We start from the raw sequence: 18,224 nt of genomic DNA, 5'->3' as shown, positions 1-18,224 counted from the left end.
ATGAACTGCGCGACCAGCAACACCACCAGCACCAACCGCTGCCGGCCCGTCATCCGAGACGGACCAACCCTCCTCCCCTCACCAACCGACTTCACATCATCAATAACCGACATGGGGACGTTCCTCTCTGGGCACTGTCTTGGGTGGTCTTCCGGGGGAAGCTTCTGGGCGGCGCGGCGCGGTAGGCATCAGGTGTCACCGCCCTCCGCGCCGGAGCGGGAGCGCATCCTGAGCGCCAAGTCCCGCCAGAGCGCGGCACATTGATCGGCGGCCGCCGCGGCCGTGGCCGCGCGGTGCGCCGGCACGGCGGCGAGGATCTGCTGCCGTTGGCGGGCCCCGGCCACCTGGACGTCGAACATCCGCAGGAGCAGGCGTCCGGCGTCGCTCAGCCGCAGGGCCGGGTCCTGGCAGAGGTTCCTGACCAGGGCGTCGAGCCCCCGGCCGGGCCCGCCGTCACCGGCCGCGGAGGGTGCGGCGGGCGCGGAGGGTGCGGCGGGCGCGGAGGGTGCGGTGGCTGCCGCGGGCGCCGTCGGGGCCCGCTCCGGGGCGGTCTTGCGTTCCGCCTCCCGCTGGCGCGGCGGCACCGGGTCCTCGCCGTCGTCGGTCCTCCGCCGTACGTCGCGGACCGTGCCGGGCGACAGGCCCGTACGCTCCGCGATGGCCCGCAGGGACGCGCCCGGGTCCTCGGCGATGAGGCGCGCGGCGGCCCTGCGGCCCTCGGCGGTGCTGAGCGGGCGGACGCGGCCGTCCTGGCCGATCCGGCGGGTGGCGGCGGCCTCGTCCGGCGGAGCCGTCCGCCGGCGGAGCGCGCCGACGGTCGCGGCGGCGAGCCCGGTGCGGGAGGCCACGGCCCGGTCCGACCAGTCGGGGTGGCTCGCGAGGATGCGCGCGGCCGCGGCCGTCCGGTCCGCGAGGGTCAGCGGCAGGCCGTGCAGGGTGTTGGACTCGACGGCGAGGACGAACGCGTCCTCGGGGCTGCCGTCGAAGAACCGCACCTCGACGAGGTGCTGTCCGCGCAACCGCGCGGCACGCAGCCGGTGCGTCCCGTCGATCACCCGCAGGGTGGGCCGGTGCACCAGGATCGGAGGCAGTGGGTCACCGCAGGCCGCGAGGGCCTGGGCGTGTCCCATGTCCTCCCCCGCGATGCGCGGTGAGTCGGCGGGCAGCAGGTCGTCGACCGGGATCCGGTGCACACGCCGGTCGACCGCCTCGTGCAGGGGGCCGTCGTGCAGGGGACCTTCGGCCGGGAGACGGGGATCGGCGCCGGTCCGAGCCGGGGACATGGACGAGGACAGGGAGGACATGGACGAGGACATGGACGGGCGCACCCCCTCGGGTGGTCGTGGAATCGGGTCGTGGACGGTCTGCCCCGGCGGTGTTCCGGCCGGATCGGGCACGACCACGAGATTACGTAGATACCGTTCGGTATGCCGCTCTGGCGGGGCTTCCCGGGTACGACCTTGGCAACTTGCCCAGGAGGGGCACCCGTTGTGGTGTGCAACCGTGCACCTTGCGCGGTCGCACACCACACGCGCCCCGTGCGACTCAACCGACCGGGAGGAGCAGCTCCCGCTCGACGTACTCCCCCAGCCAGGCACGGAAGTCCCGCCCCAGGTCCTCGCGTTCACAGGCGAGGCGGACCGTCGCCTGGAGGAAGCCGAGCCGGTCGCCCGTGTCGTAGCGCCGGCCGGAGAAGACGACCCCGTGCACCGGTCCGGCGTCCTGGCGTACCGCCAGTTCGCGCAGGGCGTCCGTGAGCTGGATCTCGCCGCCGCGGCCGGGCGCCGTGCGGCGCAGTACGTCGAAGATCTCCGGGTCGAGGACGTACCGGCCGATGACGGCGTAGTTGCTGGGCGCCTCGCCCGGGGCGGGCTTCTCCACGAGGTCGGTGACGCGTACGGTGTCGCCACCGGCCGGCCGGACTGCCGCGCAGCCGTAGAGGTGGATCTGGTCGGGGTCGACCTCCATCAGCGCCACCACGCTGCCGCCGAACCGGGCCCGCACCTCGGCCATCCTGGCGAGCAGCGGGTCGCGGGGGTCGATCAGGTCGTCGCCCAGCAGGACGGCGAAGGGTTCGCGACCCACGTGCGGCGCCGCGCACAGCACCGCGTGTCCCAGCCCCTTGGGGTCGCCCTGGCGTACGTAGTGGATGGAGGTGGCGAGCTCGGTGGGGGCGCACACGCGGGCGAGTTTGCCCTGGTCGCCCTTGCGCGCGAGGGTCTCCTCCAGCTCGTAGTTCCGGTCGAAGTGGTCCTCCAGCGGGCGCTTGTTCCGGCCCGTCACCATGAGGACGTCCGTCATCCCGGCGGACACGGCTTCCTCGACCACGTACTGGATGGCCGGCTTGTCCACCACCGGCAGCATTTCCTTCGGGGTGGCTTTCGTGGCCGGCAGGAAACGCGTGCCGAGTCCCGCCACCGGGACGACTGCCTTCGTTATGCGGCGCGGAGTCGAATTCATGAGGAGAACGCTAGGCGGTGCATGCGGGCCGCTTGAAGCAATTGCCGTGGCGCGAACCCGACTTCGGCAATTGACCAAAGGCGCGCGGCCGCCCCGGCGGTCCCGGTCGCGCCGGGACCCTCGGGGCGGCCGCGCGCAGGTCCAGGCCCCGCGCCCAAGCCGCCACGCCGCGGCCCCGGCTCAGGACTCCGGGGCGCGAAGGCCGCGGAGGGCCAGTTCCCAGATGCGGGCGAGCTGGGCGTCGGCGGGGCACGGGGAGCCGCCCGAATGGGGAAGGCCGTGCAGCCATTCGCGGACCTGCACCTCCGACCCGGCGATCAGGTGGGCGACGAGCGCCGACACCGTGTCCGGCTCGACGCCCTCCCGCAGTTCGCCCTGCTCGTCGGCGCGTTCGGCCAGTTCGCGGGCGAGGGGCGCCCAGAGGGACGACCAGCTGCCCGCCGAGCTGCGCCAGCCGTCCCGCTCCAGCCGGGCGCAGGCGCGGACGAGGGCCTCCTCCCGCAACAGCCGGGCCAGCGTGACGGTCAGTGCGACCATCCGCTCCAGCGCCGGCACCGGCTCGTCCGCCGCAGCGCCCGCCGGCCCGCCCGCCGAGTGCTCCAGCGCCGACCGGGTGGCGGACCGGCCGCACGCGTGGACCGCCTCCGCGAGCTCGTCCTTGGTGGGGAAATGGAAGGTCAACGCCCCCATGGAAATTCCCGCGGATTTGCTCACCCGGGCCAGGGACGTGCCCTCGTATCCGTTCTTGTCGAATTCCTCGGCGGCCGCCACGACCAGGGAGTGCCGAGTCCGTACTGCCCGTTCTTGTTTCACCATGCTTGATTCCCGCTGTTCAGGTGTCCGTGCTGCGCCAATTCTGCGACGGCCGCGAGAGGCAGGCTGGTCCTCTCGGGCCGGTGGTCGTGCTCGTACACCACCTCGTGCACGGCCCTGGCGAGGACGCAGGCCCGGAGCAGGAGCGTGTGCTCCCGCGGATCGAGGCCCGACGCCCGCGCGTAGCCGTCGCAGAAGGCGTCCGCGCACCGGGCCGTCCAGCGGCCGGTGTCGGGTGCCCCGGCACAACGGGCCGCGTAGTCGAACGAACGCAGCATGCCCGCTATGTCGGACAAAGGCGAATGCCGGGCTCTGCGTTCGGCCAGCGGCACGCCCGGGGCGCCTTCGAAGTCCACCAGGATCCAGCCGGTGGAGGACCGCAGCAGCTGGCCTAGGTGCAGATCGCCGTGGACGCGCTGCGCGGGCGGCCCGGAGGTCAGGACGGCCAGGCGCTCGTAGGCGGCGCGCACCGCCGGCCGCAGCGGGCGCAGGGCGGGCACCCGGCGGGCCGCCGCGTCCAGGTCGGCGGCCAGGTCGCGGCGCAGCGCGGCGAGTTCCGCGGCGCCGGTGGGCGCGGTGCCCAGCCGCCGCGCCAGGTCGCCGTGGACGCGGGCGACGGCCTCCCCCATGGCGCGTGCCTCGGGGACGAAGGCTCCCTGATGCGCCGCATGGGTGCTCACCGTCGCACCGGCGCTCGCCGCCGCACCGGTGCTGGCCGCCGCGCAGGCCGCCACCGCCGCGCAGGCCGCCGTGAAGCCGTCCGTGGCCTCCGGCAGGTAGTCCTGCACCATGGCGTACGTGACCGGTTCGCCGTCGAGTTCGCCTTCCACGGCGCCGCGCAACCCCGTGACGTGCGGGTTGGCGGTGGCGCCGAGGGCCCGCAGCAGCTCCACGTCCGGGTTGGTCCCGGTGCTGATCCGCCGGAAGATCTTCATCAGGTAGCGCTCGTCCACGACGACGGAGGTGTGGGTCTGTTCCACGCCCAGCGGCCTGCTGGTCCCGGACGGCACGGACCGGGCGCCCGTCAGCCCCAGCAGCGCGCCGACGAGCGCGGAGTCGCCGACCGCCTCGTACACGAAGAGGTCGTCCACCCCGGCGATCACGTACGGCTCCAGTTCCGGCGCCAGCACGGCCCGCATGCCCACCGGGACCTGGTAGTACTCGGGCGGGCCGCCGTCGGCGAAGGTGACGCGGAGCAGGAGCAGCACGCCCCGCGCCCCGCCGGTGCGGAGGGTGTCGCTGAACGCGGTGGTCCCCACGATCGACGCCCCGTGCGGGGGCCGGCCCTTGCTGCCGTACCAGCGCTGCCAGGGCACCCAGGCGGTCAGGGCACGCTCCAGCCGGAGCCGGAGCGTGCCCATGTCGACGGTCATGGGCGGGGCCCGTCCGCCGTGAGCGACAGCCAGTAGAAGCCGCGGCCCTGGAGGGAGAGCCGGTAGGGCCGCTCCCCGACCCGCGGGAAGGCGGCCCCGCCGAGCAGCTCGACGGGTACGGCTCCGGCCCACCGGGCCAGGTCCAGTGCGACGGGCTGCGGGTGGCGGGAGAGGTTGTTGACACACAGCACCGCGTGGGCGGTGCCGTCCTCCTCGGTGTGGTGGCGGACGAAGGCGAAGACCGCGTCGTTGTCGGTGGGCACCTCCGTGAAGGTGCCGGGTCCGAAGGCCGGGTGGGCGCGCCGGGCGGCCAGCATGGCGCGCGTCCAGTGCAGCAGGGAGCCGCCGGAGCCCTGCTGCGCCTCGACGTTGACCGCCTGGTAGCCGTAGACCGGGTCCATGACGACCGGCAGGGTCAGCCGGCCGGGGTCGCCGGTGGAGAAGCCGGCGTTGCGGTCGGGGCTCCACTGCATGGGGGTGCGGACGGCGTCCCGGTCGTCGAGCCAGATGTTGTCGCCCATGCCGATCTCGTCGCCGTAGTAGAGCACCGGGGAGCCGGGGAGCGAGAGCAGCAGCGCCGTGCACAGCTGGAGCTGGCCGCGGTCGTTGTCGAGCAGGGGCGCCAGGCGGCGCCGGATGCCGACGTTGACGCGCATCCTCGGGTCCCGGGCGTACTGCGCGTACAGGTAGGCGCGTTCCTCGTCGGTGACCATCTCCAGCGTCAGCTCGTCGTGGTTGCGCAGGAAGATGCCCCACTGGCAGCCGTCCGGGAGCTCGGGCGCCTTGGCGAGGATCTCCGACAGGGGGCGGGCCGTCTCGCGGCGCACGGACATGAACAGGCGCGGCATGAGCGGGAAGTGGAACGCCATGTGGCACTCGTCGCCGCCCGTCGTGGGCTCGCCGAAGTAGTCGACGAGCTCCTCGGGGCGCTGGTTGGCCTCGGCGAGCAGCACCCGGCCCGGGTACTCGTCGTCCAGCGTCTTGCGCACGAGCTTCAGGAAGTCGTGGGTGGCGGGCAGGTTCTCGCAGCTCGTGCCCTCCCGCGCGTACAGGTACGGCACGGCGTCCAGGCGGAAGCCGTCCACGCCGAGGTCGAGCCAGAAGCCGAGCACGTCGAGCATGGCCGCCCGTACGGCCGGGTTCTCGTAGTTGAGGTCCGGCTGGTGGCTGAAGAAGCGGTGCCAGTAGTACTGCTTGCGGACCGGGTCGAAGGCCCAGTTGGAGTTCTCGGTGTCGGTGAAGATGATGCGGGCGTCCGGGTAGCCGGTGTCGTCGTCGGCCCAGACGTAGAAGTCGCCGTACGGGCCGGACGGGTCGCGGCGGGACTCCTGGAACCACGGGTGCTGGTCGCTGGTGTGGTTCATCACCATGTCGATGATCACCCGGATGCCCCGGCTGTGGGCGGCCTCCAGCAGGTCGACGAAGTCGTCGAGGGTGCCGAAGTCGGGCCGTACGCTGCGGTAGTCCGCGATGTCGTAGCCGCCGTCCCGCAGCGGGGAGCAGGAGAAGGGCGGCAGCCACAGGCAGTCCACGCCGAGCCACTGGAGGTAGTCCAGCCGCCGGGTCAGCCCCTTCAGGTCGCCGATGCCGTCGCTGTCGCTGTCCTGGAAGGCGCTGACGAGCACTTCGTAGAAGACGGCCCGCTTGTACCAGTGGTGTGCGTACGGGAGCGGCGACGCGCGGCGCGCGGGCGGTCTCGCCGCGGGGCCGTCGGCGAGCGCGCCGTGCAGGGACAGCGGCGGGAGATCCGTGAAGGTCACTGGTCGCTCCAGGTGAAGACGTGGGCCACGGACTGCTGGGGGTCGATCTTGAGGTCGAGTACGGGACCGAGTTCGGCGGTCCGGCCCGTCACCTCGTCGACGGCGTGGACGTGCCGGCCGGGTTCCAGGCCGAGGGCCGCCGTGTCGAGCCGTACGGTGGCCTGTTCCGTCTCGTCCGGGGTGAGGGTGACGGCGCACAGGACGGTGTCGCCGCCGACCGGGTCGCGCTTGGAGTAGACGAGGACCCGGTCGTTGTCGGTGTCGTGGAAGTGCAGCGAGCGGAGCTGCTGGAGGGCGGGGTGGCGGCGCCGGAGGGTGTTGAGGAGGGTGATCCAGGGTTCCAGCGAGGGGCCGGCGGCGGTGTGGTCGCGGGGGCGCAGTTCGTACTTCTCCGAGGCGCGGTACTCCTCCTCCCCCGGCACCAGCGGGTCGCTCTCGTACAGCTCGTAGCCGCTGTACACGCCCCAGCTCGGTGACAGCGTGGCCGCCAGGGCCGCGCGCAGTGCGAAGACGGCCGGCTGCCCGCTCTGGAGGTGGGCGGGGAGGATGTCGGGGGTGTTGACGAAGAAGTTGGGCCGGAACCATGCGGCCGCCTCCCCCGTCAGCTCGGTGAGGTAGTCGGTCAGCTCGCGCTTGTCCGTCTTCCAGGTGAAGTAGGTGTACGACTGGCTGAACCCGAGCTTCGACAGCCCGTGCTGGACGGCGGGCCGGGTGAACGCCTCGGCCAGGAACAGCACGTCGGGTTCGGTGGACTGGACGTCGCGGATCAGCCGGTGCCAGAAGTCCGGCGGCTTGGTGTGGGGGTTGTCGACCCGGAAGACGCGTACGCCCCGGCCGGTCCAGAAGCGGACGACGCGCAGGATCTCCGCGTAGAGCCCTTCGGGGTCGCTTTCGAAGTTCAGCGGGACGATGTCCTCGTACGTCTTGGGCGGGTTCTCCGCGCAGGCGATGGTGCCGTCGGGGCGGTGGGTGAACCACTCCGGGTGGTCGCGCAGCCAGGGGTGGTCGGGCGCGCACTGGAGGGCGAGGTCCATCGCCATCTCCAGGCCGGCGCGGCGGGCGGCGGCCACGAAGGCGTCGAAGTCCTCCAAGGTGCCGAGCTCCGGGTGGACCGCGTCGTGGCCGCCGTCCGCCGATCCGATGGCCCAGGGCGATCCGACGTCGCCGGGGGCCGCGCTCAGGGCGTTGTCGCGGCCCTTGCGGGCGGTGGTGCCGATGGGGTGGATGGGCGGCAGGTACACCACGTCGAAGCCCATGCGGGCGATGCGCGGCAGCTCGCCGACGGCCGTCCGGAAGGTGCCGTGCCGCGGGGTGCCGTCGGCGGCCCGCCCGCCGGTGGAGCGGGGGAAGAACTCGTACCAGCTGCCGTACAGTGCCCGGCGCCGCTCCACCCGCACGCGGTACGCCGGGCTCTCGGCCGCCAGGGCGCGCAGCGGATGCCGCTCCATGGCCGCGCGCACGGCGGGACCCAGCGCGGCGAGGAGCCCCTCGCCGTCCGTGGTGCCGCGCAGCGCGTCGGCGGCCCGGAGCAGCAGCTCGGCGTGGCGTTCCTCCGGAGCCTCGTCGGCCAGGAGCCGTGCCGCCTCCTCCAGGAGCCTCGCCCCTGCCTCCGGATCACCCGATCCGCCCGGCGGGAGGCCGGCTTCGCGGCGGGCCTCCACCGCGTGCAGCCAGGTCTGCCACGGATCCGTCCAGGCCCGGACCCGGAAGGCGTACTCCCCGGTGCCCTCGGGCACGATCACGGCCCGCCACCGGTCGGCCTCCGGGTCCGGCCTCCGCAGCGGTATCTCGCGGCAGGTCCCGTCCGGGCCGGTCCACAGCACCGCGGCGGCGAGCGCCTCGTGGCCCTCGCGCCACACGGTCGCCTCCACGGGCAGGGCTTCGCCCACCACTGCCTTGGCGGGAAAGCGCCCCAGACTGACGACCGGTGACACGTCGTCGATGAACAGACGGCCGCTCATGTCCGCCCCCTTTCACGGCTCGCACTGATGCATTCGGTATGTCCGGGGAGAACGGACGTACGGCGCGCCCCGTTTCCGGTACGCGGGAACCACCGCTACTTCGGCAACTCGCTCCAGTGTCACCAACGCGCCGGGCGTGTCTTGCCGTTGGCGCACTCCTGAGGTTTGACTCAAACTCCACGTTGACCCGGCACACCGGACGCCGAATTCCGCCATGCCGCCGGGCTTTTCCACCGCATGGAGCCTTTCGTGTCCCAACGCATTCTCGTGGTGCTGTCCGAATACGGTTACTGGGGCGAGGAACTGGTCGGTCCGCTCGACGTGTTCGACGCCCGCGGCTACCGCACCACGTTCCTCACGCCCACCGGAAAACGGGCGCGAGCGCTGCCACCGAGCCTCGATCCGACCTATCTGGACCCCCCGCTGGGGCGTACGGTCACCACCCCCGACATGGCGCGGCGCGCCCGTGAGCTGGACGGATCGGACCGGCTCGACCAGCCGCTGTCGCTGGCCGGGTTGCTGCCCGAGCGCCCGTACCTCAGCGCGCTGAACCACCTGAGGGAGCTGGAGGAGTACCACCGCCGGCTCACCGCGGTCACCGACGACCTGCTCGCCGGATTCGACGCCCTGGTCATCGTCGGGGGCAGCGGCCCGATCGTGGACCTCGCCAACAACGAGCGGCTGCACGAGATCATCCTGGCGTTCGCGGCGGCGGACCGGCCGATCCTCGCGGAATGCTACGGGGTGGCGGCGCTGGCATTCGCCCGCGATCCGGAAACCCGTACCAGTCTGCTGTGGGGCAAACACGTCACGGGACACCCGAAGGAATACGACTACAAGGACGGGACCGGTTTTCTCGGCACCGATTTCGTGATGGGCCCGCCGCCCTATCCCCTGGAGTACATCCTGCGGGACGCCACCGGGCCGGACGGCGGCTTCCACGGGAATGTCGGCAAGGAGACCTCGGTCGTCGTCGACTTCCCCTTCGTCACGGCCCGTTCGACGCCGGACTCGGCCCTCGCGGGCGAGCTGCTGGCCGAGGTCCTGGACGGGGGGCTGCGGCGCCATGGCTGGTGACGTGGAACCGCGCCCCGCGAAGGCCGCGCTCTTCGAGCAGTTCGCCGCCGACGGCATCCGCCACATGTTCGGCAACCCCGGCACGGTGGAGCAGGGCTTCCTCGACCTCGTCGACGCCAGCGACACGTCGTACGTCCTCGCCCTGCACGAAGGCGTGGCGGTGGCCATGGCCGACGGTTACGCCCGCGCCTCCGGGCGCCCCGCGGTCGTCCAGCTGCACAGCAGCGCGGGCCTCGGCAACGCGATCGGCATGCTGTACCAGGCCCTGCGCGGCGGCTCCCCGCTGGTGGCGCTGGCGGGCGAGGCGGGCCTGCGGTACGACGCGATGGACGCCCAGATGGCCGCGGACCTGGTGGCGATGGCGGCGCCCGTCACCAAGTACGCCACCCGGGTCGTCCACCCCGACTCGGTCCTGCGGGTGCTGCGCCGCGCCGTGAAGATCGCGGCGACGCCCCCGCGCGGCCCCGTCCTCGTGGTGCTGCCGGCCGACGTCCTGGAGGAGCTGACGGGCGAACCGGCCGTTCCCGCCCCCGTCCCGGTGACCCGTACCGCACCGGACGCGGTGACCACGCGGGAGGCGGCGGACCTGCTGCTGGCCGGGGAGCGGCCGTTGATCCTGATGGGCGACGGCGTCGCCGTCAGCGGGGCGCAGCGGGAGCTGACGGACGTCGCGGAGCGGCTGGGCGCACGGGTGTGGGGGGTGAACTCCTCCGAGGTCAACATGGACACCACGCACCCGCTCTTCGCCGGTGTCCTCGGGCACATGTCGGGCGACGACAGCGCCCGCGTGGTGGCCGGGGCGGACGCCGTGCTGATCGTGGGCACGTACGTGTTCCCGGAGGTCTTCCCCCGGCTGGCCAGCCCCTTCCGGCCCGGGGCGCGGCTGGTCCACGTCGACGCGGACCCGTACGAGATCGCCAAGAACTTCCCGGTCGACCTGGGTGTGGCCGCCGACCCGAAGGCGGCGCTGGGCGCCCTCGCGGCCGAACTGGGCCGCCGCGGCCGTGCTGTCCCTGCCTCCGAGGAGGCGGGCGGTACGGCTCCGACGACGATGGCGCCCTCAGCTGCACCCTCGGCGGAACCCTCCCTGATGGAACGTTTCTGCGAAACGCTGGCCGCCCGCGCGCCGCACGACCTCGCCGTGTTCGACGAGGCCCTGACCGCCTCCGGCGACCTCGTACGGCACCTGCCCCCGCGCGTCCCGGGCACGTACTTCCAGACCCGCGGCGGCTCCCTGGGCGTCGGGATCCCCGGCGCCATGGGCGTGAAGCTGGCCCGGCCGGACCTGGAGGTGGTGGGCTTCACCGGGGACGGCGGCAGCATGTACACGATCCAGGCGCTGTGGACCGCCGCCCGGTACGGCATCGACGCCACCTTCGTCGTCTGCAACAACGGCCGTTACCGGCTGCTCGACCTGAACCTCGACGTCTACCGCGGGGCGCGGCCCGGCGGCGGGCCGCAGGGCCGGCCGGCCGCCCCGCCGCAGGCGTTCGACCTGTCCCGGCCCGCCATCGGGTTCACCGGGCTGGCGGAGTCCCTCGGCGTGCCGGCGGTGCGCGTGGAGACCCCGAGGCAGATCGGTCCGGCGGTCGACACCGCGCTGGGCGGCACGGGCCCGTTCCTGATCGACCTCGTCACCACGAACTGACCCCCCGTTACGGAGAAGAGACCACCCATGCCCCCTGTCACCGACCTCCTCACCCGGTCCGCCGTGGAACGGACCGTCACCGACTGGTACGCCGCCCTCGACCGGCACGCCCCCGTCGAGGAGGTGCTGCACCACCTGGTCCCGCGCGGACTCGTCATGCGCTTCCCCGAGGGCCCCGTCCGGGGGCTGTCCGGCTTCCGCTCCTGGTACCGCAAGGTCTGCGCGCTGTACTTCGACGAGGTGCACCGGGTCGACGCGGTCACCGTCCGCCCCGTGGACCCGCGGAGCGCGGAGGTCGAGGTCGCCGTCAACTGGCGCACGCGGGTGTGGAGCCCGCCCAACGCGTACAGCCGGACCCTGGACTTCGACGCCCGGCAGACCTGGTCCGTCGTGCTGCTCGACGGCCGGCCCCGCATCCGCGGCTACACCGTGGACGCCCTCACGCCCCGGGCCGGGTCCCCGGTGCCGGCCCGCGCGTGACGTCCCCGTCCCGTCCGTTCCGACCGTTTCCGTCCTTCTCACCCGCGGGGGAATGTCAGCATGGCACGTATCAGACCGCTGCCGGACGGCCGCCTGGCCGGCAAGCGCATCGGTGTCCTCATGGAGAACGACTTCGCCGAGGACGAGATCGCCTACTTCGAGCGGCGGTTCGCCGAGGAGGGCGCCCACGTCGAGTTGCTGACCCGGCTGTGGGGCCGTGACTCCCTCACCTTCCACGGGCACGGCCACCGCGGCGAGGTCCGCGTCACCGGTGACCTGGAGGCCCTCGGCTACCACGAACTGTCCCGGCTGTCCGCGATGGTGGTCCCCGGCGGGATGGTCGCCGACCGGCTGCGCTACAGCGAGGACGTCGGCCGCGAGGCACCCGCCGTCCGGCTGATGCGGCGCGCCTTCGGCATCCCGCACCTGGTGAAGGCGTTCTCCTGCCACGGTCTGCTCCTGCTGTCGGCGGCCAAGGAGCTGATCCGGGGCCGCCCGGTGACCTGCCACAACAACCTCGTCGCCGATGTGCGCAACATGGGCGCCGGCTACCTGGACCAGGACCTGGTCGTGGACGGCGACCTCATCACCTCGCGGAGCGCGGACCACTGCCATCTGCTGGCGCGCACCGTGATCGAGACGCTGGCCCGTCCCGCGGGAGCCGCCGCGTGAACGCCGTACGCACCCCCGTGGCGTCGTTCTCCGACACGATGGCCGGTTACGTCCAGGAGTTCCGGGGCGACCGGCTGGTGCTGCGCACCCTGGGCGGGGCGCCGGTGACGCTGGAGCTCACCGCGGCCACCTCCGCGCAGCGGCTGCGCAACCTGGGCGAGCCGTACCACGACGTGACGGGCCGGCTGGCGGAGCACCTGGTGCCGGGTGCCCTGGTGTTCAGCTACGGCCCGGTCTACCAGGGCGGCCCGGAGGGTCCGCGCTGCCAGGTCGACCACCTCGTCGTGGCGGGCGGCCCCGGGACGCCGTACCCGCACCCGCACGAGGAGCCCGGGTGGTGGACCGGCCAGCTGCGCCGGCTCGCCGGCTTCTACCACCGCTCCCAGTTCGGCGGTGGCCCGGCCGACTTCGGGCAGTACCGCACCGAACTGCGCGGCGGCGGCGAGAAGCCGGCGTACGGCGTGCAGGAGACGGACACCATCTCGCGGCTCGTGTACGGCATGGCCACCACCTATCTGCTCACCGGTGACGAAACGTACCTGGACACCGCCGAGCGCGGCTGCCGCTACCTCCACGACCACCTGCGCTTCCACGACCGGGCGGAGGACGTCGTCTACTGGTACCACGGCATCGAGAAGCACCCGCTGGGCGAACGGAAGCTGTTCGCCTCGGAGTTCGGCGATGAGCACCGGGCCCTGCCCGCGTACGAGCAGATCTACGCGCTCGTCGGTCTGGCCCAGACGTACCGGATCACCGGCGACCCGCGGATCCGGGCGGACATCGACGGCACCGTACGGCTCTTCGAGCGGTTCTACGCCGACCGCAGGCTGGGCGGCTACTACTCCCACATCGACCCGGTGACCCTGAGCCCGCACGCCGACTCCCTGGGCCCCAACCGCTCCCGCAAGAACTGGAACTCCGTCGGGGACCACGCGCCCGCCTACCTCGTCAACCTCTACCTCGCCACCGGCGACGAGCGCCATCTGCGCATGCTGGAGCACACCTTCGACATGATCGTGGAGCACATGCCGGAGCGCGGCGGCACGAGCCCCTTCGTCAACGAGCGCTTCCACGCCGACTGGAGCCCCGACCACCACTGGGGCTGGCAGCGGAACCACGCGGTGGTCGGCCACAACCTGAAGATCGTCTGGAACCTGCTGCGCATGCAGGCGGCCCGCCCCAAGCGCGAGTACCGGGCGCTGGCCGAGCGGCTCGGCGCGCTGCTGCCCGACATCGGCCGGGACGGCCAACGCGGCGGCTGGTACGACCTGATGGAGCGCGAACCGCGCGACGGCCGGCACGCCTTCGCGTACCACGACCGCAAGGCCTGGTGGCAGCAGGAGCAGGCGATCCTCGCCTATCTGCTGCTGGCCGCCCACACGGGCGACGACGGCCACCTGCGGCACGCGCGCGAGGCCGCCGCCTTCTACAACGCCTTCTTCCTCGACCACGACGCCGGCGCCGTCCACTTCACCGTGCTCGCGCAGGGCATCCCGTACGCGGTCGGCGACGAACGCCTCAAGGGCAGCCACGCGATGTCCATGTACCACAAGGCGGAGCTCTGCTACCTCGCCGAGGTGTACCAGCGGCTGCTGCTCCAGGGGGAGCCGCTGGAGCTCTGGTACAAGCCGCGGCCGGACGCCGCGCTCCCCCGGGACGGCGGCCGGCGCGTCCTGCGCGTCGCCCCCGACCTCCTGCCGCCAGGAAGGGTCCTCCTGGACCGGGTGCTCGTCGACGGCGAGCCCTGGTCCGACTTCGACGCCGAGGCCATGGCCGTACGGCTCCCGGACACCGCCGGCCGGCCGACGGTACGGGTCCGCCTGCGGCCCGCCGCGCCCGGCCCCGCCTCCGCCCCCGTACGAAAGGGACCCGGCCGATGACCTTCGACGCCTATCTCGCCGTCTCCGGACAGACCGCCGTCATCCATCTGTCCGGGGAGCTCACCGACGCACGCGTACCGGCCCTGCGCGCCCTGCTGGGCCAGGCGGTACGGCAGCCGGTGGACCGCCTGCTGCTGCGGATGGGCGGGCTGGGCTCGCTCGCCGCCGGCGGGGTGCGCTGTGTCGCCCTCGCCCAGCAGGAGCTGTCCCCCGGCACCGACCTGGTCCTGGAAGGTGCCCGGGACGAGGTCCTGTCCGCGCTGCGGCTGGGCGGCGTGGCCGCCCCCTCCGTACCGACTGCACTGTCCGTCCCGCCTGTCCCGCCCGTTCCGCCCGTTCCGCCCGAGACAGCTCCCTTCCCGCCGCACCGCCACCCGTCCGAAAGGAGTCTTTCCCTGTGAAGGCTGTTGTGATGGCCGGAGGCGAGGGCACCCGCCTGCGCCCCCTGACCACGTCCGTGCCCAAGCCGCTGCTCCCCGTCGGCGAACGCCCCATCATGGAACACGTCCTGAGGCTGCTGCGCAGACACGGTGTCACGGAGACCGTGGTCACCGTCCAGTTCCTCGCCCACCTCATCGAGGAACGCTTCGGGGACGGTGCGGACCTCGGCATGTCCCTCACGTACGCCCACGAGGAGACGCCCCTCGGTACGGCGGGCAGCGTCAAGAACGCCGAGGGCGAGCTGGGCGGCGCGCCCTTCCTGGTGATCTCCGGAGACGCCCTCACCGACATCGACCTGTCGGCGCTGATACGCCATCACCGGGAGCGGCGGGCGATGGTCACGGTCTGCCTGACCCGCGTGCCCGACCCGCTGGAGTTCGGCGTCACCGTGGTCGGAGAGGACGGCCGCATCGAGCGCTTCCTGGAGAAGCCGACGTGGGGCGAGGTGTTCTCCGACACCGTGAACACCGGCATCTACGTGATGGAGCCGGAGGTCCTGGCCCATGTGCCGGCCGGGGCGCCGGTCGACTGGTCCGGTGACGTCCTGCCGCGGCTGATCGCCCAGGGCGCGGCCGTCCACGGCTACGTCGCCGACGGCTACTGGCAGGACGTCGGCACCCTCGACGCGTACCGGCAGGCCCAGACCGACCTGCTGGACGGCCGCGTGGAATCCGGGATCCCCGGCACCGAGATCCTGCCCGGCGTGTGGGTGGCCGACAGCGCCTGGGTCGACCCGGAGGCCGACGTCCGGGGTCCGGTGGTCATCGGCGAGCACGCGCGGATCGCCGCCGGGGCGCGGGTCCACGAGCACTCGGTGATCGGCGCCCACAGCGTCGTCGAGCCCGGCGCCCACCTCCACCGGGCGGTGCTCCACCCGTACGCGTACGCCGGGGCGCACACCTCGCTGCGCGGGTGCGTCGTGGGCCGCAACACCACCGTGCGGCGCTCGGCGCGCCTGGAGGAGGGCGTGGTCGTCGGCGAGAACTCCCGGGTGGGCGAGGACGCGGTGGTGTCGGCGGGCGTGGTCGTCAACCCGGGGAAGGCCGTCGGCGCGGGCGCCGTGATCGGCACCGACCTCCTCTGGGACGACCAGGGCTCCCGGGCGCTGTTCGGTCCCCAGGGCGTCAGCGGGGTCGTCAACGTCGACCTCACGCCCGAACTGGCCGTGCGGCTCGCCGGGGCGTTCGCGACGACGGTGCCCCACGACGCCACCGTCACCGTCGCCCGCGACCACGCCCAGGGCTCGCGGGTGCTGGCCGCCGCGGTCGTCTCCGCGCTGCAGTCGAGCGGCGTGCACGTACGCGACCTGGGCCATGTCCCGGTGCCGGTCGCCCGGCGGGAGGCGGCGCTCACCGACGGCGGCGTCCTGCTGACGACGACGCCGGGCGCGGCCGACTCGGTGAGCCTGACGTTCCTCGACGTCCACGGCGTGGACCTGCCGCAGGCCGCGCAGCGCAAACTGGAGCGCCTGCTGAGCCGGGCGGAGTTCCGGCGGGCGCCCGCCGGGGAGTTCGGTGCGCTGCTGTCCGGCGAGGAGTCGGCGGCGACCGCGCTGGGCGCGTACACCGAGCGGCTGCTGAAGCGCGTCGACACGGCGGCGGTCCGCGAGCGGGCGCCCAAGGTCGTCGTGGACGCGGCGTTCGGCAGCGGCGCCCTGGTGCTGCCGGGCCTCCTCGCCGGGCTGGGCGTCCGCGCGGTCACCCTCAACACCGGCCTCGACGACGAACGCGCCACCGAGACGGCCGTCGAACGCCGGGGCGCCCTGCGCTACCTCGGTGACGTCGTCGCCGCCAACCACGCCGACTTCGGCGTCCGGATCGACCCCACCGGGCAGCGCGTCTCCGTGGTCGACGAGCGCGGCCGTGAGGTGTCCGACGAGACGCTGCTCCTCCTCATGGTCCAACTGGTCGCGGCCGAGCGGCCCGGCGGCACGGTCGTGCTGCCGCCCACCGTCAGCCGCGCCGCCGAGGACGTCGCCGCGCGGCACGGCGGCCGGGTCGTACGGACCTCCTCGGCCCCGGACCGCGCCATCCGCGCCGCCGAGGCCGCCGGGACCGTCCTCGCCGCCGACGGCCGGGGAGGCTTCGCGCTGCCGGAGAACTCCCCGTACCACGACGGGTTCGCCGCGCTGGCCCGCCTCACGGCGCTCCTCGCCCGCCGCGCCGCGCCGCTGAGCGCCCTGGTGGAGGCGGTGCCGCGGACCTTCGTCCGCAGGCGCGAGCTGGCCACCCCGTGGGAGGCGAAGGGCACGGTCATGCGGCAGGTCGCGGAGGCCGCCGCCGGGCTCGAGGTGGACACCACCGAGGGCATCCGCGTGGTGGAGCCGGACGGCCGCTGGGCCCTGGTGCTGCCGGACGCCTCCCGGGCGGTCACCGGCGTCTGGGCGGAGGCCCCGAACGCCGCGGCGGCGGACGCCCTGCTGACCCGCTGGGCCGACGCGGTGTCCCGCTCCACCGCATGACGCGTACTCCGGTCCCCGGCCGCCCCGGCGCGCTGTTCCGCCGGGGCGTCCGCCACCTAGACTTCCCTCGCCCGTGCAGGGGCGGAGTTCCCCATGGCGGGGAGGGACCGGGAAGTGGCGGACGTGGACGTGAGGGCGAGGCGGGGCCGGGACCGCGCGGCCGCCGGGGTGGCGGCGCGCAGCGCGCCGGCGGAACTGGCCGAGCAGGCCACGCGGCTGACCACCGCGATGGACGCCACCGTCAACGCCGAGGCCTCCCGCCACGGCCTGACCCGCGCCGACTTCGACGTCCTGGCGGCGCTGCGGGGCGCGGCGCCGGAACACCGGCTGAAGCCCACCGAGCTGGCCGCCGTCTGCCGCCTGTCGTCCGGCGGGACCAGCAACGTCATCCGGCGGATGACCGAGTCCGGTTACGTCGTACGGGAGGCGGACCTGCACGACGGTCGCAGTTCGTGGGCCCAGCTCACCGAGGAGGGCCTGCGCGTCTGCGAGCGGATCCAGGACACCGTGGACGCCGTGCACGCCCGTCGGCTCGCGGGGCTCCCGCCCGGGGTGGTCGACGCCCTGACGGCGCTGCTGGCGCAGGCGGTCGACGCGCTGGAGTCCTCCTGCGAGGGTTCTTAGGCGCATGTCGGAAAGCATGGCGCACAGGTGTGACAAGCCCGGTCCGCCTTCGGGCCTAGGACCTGCGCCCCATGCGCACCGTCGGCCTGCTGGCTAGGGTCGTCGCCCATGCACGCTACGGAGAACATGCGCCGCACCACGGCGGAGCGCAGGCGGGACACCCTGGAGCGGCTCGGCTCGGAGCGCGACATATGGGTGTCGACGGCTCACCCCGAGCACGGCCCGCATCAGGTGCCCCTGTGGTTTCTGTGGGACGGACGGGCGGTGTGGATGTGTACCGGCGCGACATCCGCGACCGCGCGCAATGTGCAGAAGGAGCCGCGCGTACGGCTGGCGCTGCCGGATGCCTTCGACGTGGTCCTGCTGCAAGGGGAGGCGACGTGCTATCCCGCGCGGGACGTGCCGGATGATGTCGCAGATGCGTTCGCGGCTAAGTTCGGCTGGGATCCCCGTACGGAAGAGGGCCCCTTCCTGTACCTGTGCGTGGCGCCGCGGACGGTGCGCGCCTGGCGGGGGGAACCGGAGCTTCGCGGCAGGGTCGTGATGCGCGAGGGGGCGTGGCTGGCGTAGCACG

At 73.4% G+C, this 18,224-nt stretch carries 15 protein-coding genes; 9 read left to right on the top strand and 6 right to left on the bottom strand.

Annotated elements, in window-relative coordinates; genetic code table 11:
- Positions 1 to 188: 188 nt before the first annotated feature.
- From ACZ42X_RS14465 to ACZ42X_RS14440, 6 genes are all read right to left on the bottom strand, one after another.
- On the bottom strand, positions 189 to 1,316 hold the full coding sequence (locus ACZ42X_RS14465) for a winged helix-turn-helix transcriptional regulator (protein ID WP_468288739.1): 1,128 nt from the start codon (positions 1,314 to 1,316) through the stop codon (positions 189 to 191).
- A gap of 229 nt (positions 1,317 to 1,545) precedes the next feature.
- Positions 1,546 to 2,460, bottom strand: coding sequence for a UTP--glucose-1-phosphate uridylyltransferase GalU (gene galU / locus ACZ42X_RS14460; protein ID WP_468288736.1), 915 nt, complete (start codon positions 2,458 to 2,460; stop codon positions 1,546 to 1,548).
- 180 nt (positions 2,461 to 2,640) lie between these two features.
- Positions 2,641 to 3,276, bottom strand: coding sequence for a TetR family transcriptional regulator (locus ACZ42X_RS14455; RefSeq protein WP_468288733.1), 636 nt, complete (start codon positions 3,274 to 3,276; stop codon positions 2,641 to 2,643).
- The gene (locus ACZ42X_RS14450; RefSeq protein ID WP_468288730.1) at positions 3,270 to 4,646 is read right to left on the bottom strand and encodes a maltokinase N-terminal cap-like domain-containing protein; all 1,377 of its coding nucleotides are present in this window, start codon (positions 4,644 to 4,646) and stop codon (positions 3,270 to 3,272) included. Before ACZ42X_RS14450 ends, ACZ42X_RS14455 begins: the two co-directional genes overlap by 7 nt.
- A complete protein-coding gene (gene treS / locus ACZ42X_RS14445; RefSeq protein ID WP_468288806.1) occupies positions 4,643 to 6,376 on the bottom strand; it encodes a maltose alpha-D-glucosyltransferase in 1,734 nt (577 codons plus the stop codon). The genes ACZ42X_RS14450 and treS overlap by 4 nt, the downstream gene beginning before the upstream one ends.
- 26 nt (positions 6,377 to 6,402) lie before the next feature.
- Entirely contained in the window at positions 6,403 to 8,367 is a 1,965-nt protein-coding gene (locus ACZ42X_RS14440; protein ID WP_468288727.1) for a maltotransferase domain-containing protein, read from the bottom strand.
- A 249-nt stretch (positions 8,368 to 8,616) separates the two neighbouring features.
- On the opposite strand from ACZ42X_RS14440, the gene ACZ42X_RS14435 reads away from it, so the two are divergent.
- The 9 genes from ACZ42X_RS14435 (at position 8,617) to ACZ42X_RS14395 (ending at position 18,220) form a co-directional block, all read left to right on the top strand.
- The gene (locus tag ACZ42X_RS14435) at positions 8,617 to 9,444 is read left to right on the top strand and encodes a type 1 glutamine amidotransferase domain-containing protein (protein ID WP_468288724.1); all 828 of its coding nucleotides are present in this window, start codon (positions 8,617 to 8,619) and stop codon (positions 9,442 to 9,444) included.
- Positions 9,434 to 11,092, top strand: coding sequence for a thiamine pyrophosphate-binding protein (locus ACZ42X_RS14430; RefSeq protein ID WP_468288722.1), 1,659 nt, complete (start codon positions 9,434 to 9,436; stop codon positions 11,090 to 11,092). Before ACZ42X_RS14435 ends, ACZ42X_RS14430 begins: the two co-directional genes overlap by 11 nt.
- Before the next feature lie 27 nt (positions 11,093 to 11,119).
- On the top strand, positions 11,120 to 11,572 hold the full coding sequence (locus ACZ42X_RS14425; RefSeq protein WP_468288719.1) for a nuclear transport factor 2 family protein: 453 nt from the start codon (positions 11,120 to 11,122) through the stop codon (positions 11,570 to 11,572).
- 60 nt (positions 11,573 to 11,632) lie between these two features.
- Complete coding sequence (locus tag ACZ42X_RS14420) at positions 11,633 to 12,244, top strand: DJ-1/PfpI family protein (RefSeq protein ID WP_468288716.1); 612 nt, start codon at positions 11,633 to 11,635, stop codon at positions 12,242 to 12,244.
- A complete protein-coding gene (locus ACZ42X_RS14415; RefSeq protein ID WP_468288713.1) occupies positions 12,241 to 14,124 on the top strand; it encodes an AGE family epimerase/isomerase in 1,884 nt (627 codons plus the stop codon). The genes ACZ42X_RS14420 and ACZ42X_RS14415 overlap by 4 nt, the downstream gene beginning before the upstream one ends.
- Positions 14,121 to 14,525 carry an STAS domain-containing protein gene (locus ACZ42X_RS14410; RefSeq protein WP_468288710.1) on the top strand — a complete coding sequence of 135 codons (405 nt, stop codon included), beginning with the start codon at positions 14,121 to 14,123 and terminating at the stop codon, positions 14,523 to 14,525. The genes ACZ42X_RS14415 and ACZ42X_RS14410 overlap by 4 nt, the downstream gene beginning before the upstream one ends.
- Complete coding sequence (locus tag ACZ42X_RS14405; protein ID WP_468288708.1) at positions 14,522 to 17,026, top strand: sugar phosphate nucleotidyltransferase; 2,505 nt, start codon at positions 14,522 to 14,524, stop codon at positions 17,024 to 17,026. Before ACZ42X_RS14410 ends, ACZ42X_RS14405 begins: the two co-directional genes overlap by 4 nt.
- Positions 17,027 to 17,119: 93 nt before the next feature.
- Complete coding sequence (locus ACZ42X_RS14400) at positions 17,120 to 17,650, top strand: MarR family winged helix-turn-helix transcriptional regulator (RefSeq protein ID WP_468288705.1); 531 nt, start codon at positions 17,120 to 17,122, stop codon at positions 17,648 to 17,650.
- 126 nt (positions 17,651 to 17,776) lie between these two features.
- Positions 17,777 to 18,220, top strand: a complete 444-nt coding sequence (locus ACZ42X_RS14395) for a pyridoxamine 5'-phosphate oxidase family protein (protein WP_468288702.1) — start codon at positions 17,777 to 17,779, stop codon at positions 18,218 to 18,220.
- The last annotated feature ends 4 nt before the right edge of the window (positions 18,221 to 18,224 follow it).

Source organism: Streptomyces sp. NPDC030862 (genome assembly GCF_055571835.1).
Note: the sequence above shows the minus strand (reverse complement) of the source record. Positions and strands in the feature narration are given on the sequence as shown.

What these genes read in the sequence shown, in the direction of transcription:
- ACZ42X_RS14425 (WP_468288719.1), top strand. Translation starts at nt 11,120, where the DNA reads ATGCCCCCTGTCACCGACCTCCTCACCCGGTCCGCCGTGGAACGGACC.
- ACZ42X_RS14455 (WP_468288733.1), bottom strand. Translation starts at nt 3,276, where the DNA reads ATGGTGAAACAAGAACGGGCAGTACGGACTCGGCACTCCCTGGTCGTG.
- ACZ42X_RS14400 (WP_468288705.1), top strand. Translation starts at nt 17,120, where the DNA reads ATGGCGGGGAGGGACCGGGAAGTGGCGGACGTGGACGTGAGGGCGAGG.
- ACZ42X_RS14395 (WP_468288702.1), top strand. Translation starts at nt 17,777, where the DNA reads ATGCGCCGCACCACGGCGGAGCGCAGGCGGGACACCCTGGAGCGGCTC.
- ACZ42X_RS14465 (WP_468288739.1), bottom strand. Translation starts at nt 1,316, where the DNA reads ATGTCCTCGTCCATGTCCTCCCTGTCCTCGTCCATGTCCCCGGCTCGG.
- ACZ42X_RS14450 (WP_468288730.1), bottom strand. Translation starts at nt 4,646, where the DNA reads ATGACCGTCGACATGGGCACGCTCCGGCTCCGGCTGGAGCGTGCCCTG.
- galU (WP_468288736.1), bottom strand. Translation starts at nt 2,460, where the DNA reads ATGAATTCGACTCCGCGCCGCATAACGAAGGCAGTCGTCCCGGTGGCG.
- ACZ42X_RS14430 (WP_468288722.1), top strand. Translation starts at nt 9,434, where the DNA reads ATGGCTGGTGACGTGGAACCGCGCCCCGCGAAGGCCGCGCTCTTCGAG.
- ACZ42X_RS14420 (WP_468288716.1), top strand. Translation starts at nt 11,633, where the DNA reads ATGGCACGTATCAGACCGCTGCCGGACGGCCGCCTGGCCGGCAAGCGC.
- ACZ42X_RS14440 (WP_468288727.1), bottom strand. Translation starts at nt 8,367, where the DNA reads ATGAGCGGCCGTCTGTTCATCGACGACGTGTCACCGGTCGTCAGTCTG.
- ACZ42X_RS14410 (WP_468288710.1), top strand. Translation starts at nt 14,121, where the DNA reads ATGACCTTCGACGCCTATCTCGCCGTCTCCGGACAGACCGCCGTCATC.